Annotated in this window: 1 protein-coding gene; it reads left to right on the top strand. The window is 75.8% G+C overall.

Features of this window, described 5'->3' with window-relative positions; translation table 11 throughout:
- A partial coding sequence (locus tag ACTUAL_RS06300; protein WP_440899582.1) for an ATP-binding protein occupies positions 1–1,598 on the top strand: 1,598 nt, incomplete at both ends.

Genomic DNA, 1,598 nt, shown 5'->3' on the forward strand with positions numbered 1-1,598 from the left:
TGGACCGCGCCAAGACCGCGTTCTTCGCCAACATCAGCCACGAGTTCCGCACCCCGCTGACCCTGATCACCGGCCCGCTGCAGGAGCTGCGGGCGCGCGCCGGACCCGGCGAGCGGGCCGAGCTGGACGTGGTCCACCGCAACGCGCTGCGCCTGGGCAGGCTCGTCACCGCGCTGCTGGACTTCTCCCGCATCGAGGCCGGGCGGATGCGGGCCCGCTACGAACCCGTCGACCTGGCGGTGGTCACCGCCGAACTGGCCAGCACGTTCCGCTCGGCCGTGGAGAAGGCCGGTCTGGAGTTCCGCGTGGACTGCCCGCCGCTGGGCGTCCCCGTGCACCTGGACCGAGGCATGTGGGAGAACGTCGTGCTCAACCTGCTGTCCAACGCGCTCAAGTTCACCTTCGGCGGGGGCATCCGCGTCGAGGTGCACCGCGAGGGCGACCACGCGGTGGTGACCGTCGCCGACACCGGCGTCGGGGTGCCCGTGGACGAGCTGCCCCGGCTGTTCGAGCGGTTCCACCGCATCGAGAACACCAGGGCCAGGTCGGCGGAGGGCAGCGGCATCGGGCTGGCGCTGGTGCGGGAGCTGGTGGGGCTGCACGGCGGCGAGATCGGCGCGGCGGGCGCGCCGGGCGGTGGCACGGCGTTCACCATCCGGCTGCCGCTGGGCACCGCGCACCTGCCCGCCGACGCGGTCGTCGCGGTGGGCGGTGGGCCCCGCGCGTCGGGGGCGGAGCCGTACCTGCAGGAGGCGCTGCGCTGGCTGCCCGACGACCGCGACCCCGCCGACGACCCGGTCCACGACGACCCCGGCGCGGCCCCGCTGTCCCAGTCGCCGCTGCGCGCCCCCGAGTCCGCGCTGCCCGCGCGGGTCGTGGTCGCCGACGACAACGCCGACATGCGCGAGTACCTGACCAGGCGGCTGCGCTCGGCGGGCTACCGGGTGCGGGCCGTCGGGGACGGGCGGGCCGCGCTGGAGGAGGTGCGCGCCCGCACGCCGGACCTGGTGGTCACCGACGTGATGATGCCGCGCCTCGACGGCCTCGGCCTGGTCGCCGCGCTGCGCGCCGACCAGCGCACGGCGGGCGTCCCGGTGGTGCTGCTGTCGGCCCGCGCCGGGCAGGAGGCGTCCATCGAGGGGCTCGCGGCGGGCGCGGACGACTACCTGGTGAAGCCGTTCGCGGCGGCCGACCTGCTGGCGCGGGTGCGCGCGAACGTCGAGCTGGCCAGGCTGCGCGACCACCACGCCCGGTGGCGGGCGGCGCTGCTGGACTCGCTGCAGGAGGCGTTCTTCGTCTGCGACGAGACCGGCGCGGTCGTGGAGATCAACGCCGCGTTCACCACCGTGCTCGGCTACGGGCCCGAGGGGCTGCCGTACGGGCCGGTGTACCCGTGGTGGCCCACCGCCGAGGACGACCCGGAGGGGCACGCGCGGGTGGAGGAGGTGTTCACCGACCTGGTCGGGCCGGGCAGCGGCGCGCACACCGTCGTGCCTGTGGTGCACCGCGACGGGCACCGGCTGTGGGTGGCCGCCGCGTTCAACCGGGTCGAGGACCCCGACACCGGGGACCGGGTCGTGGTCGGCACGTTCCGGGAC

The sequence above is a fragment of the Actinosynnema sp. genome, from assembly GCF_052038725.1.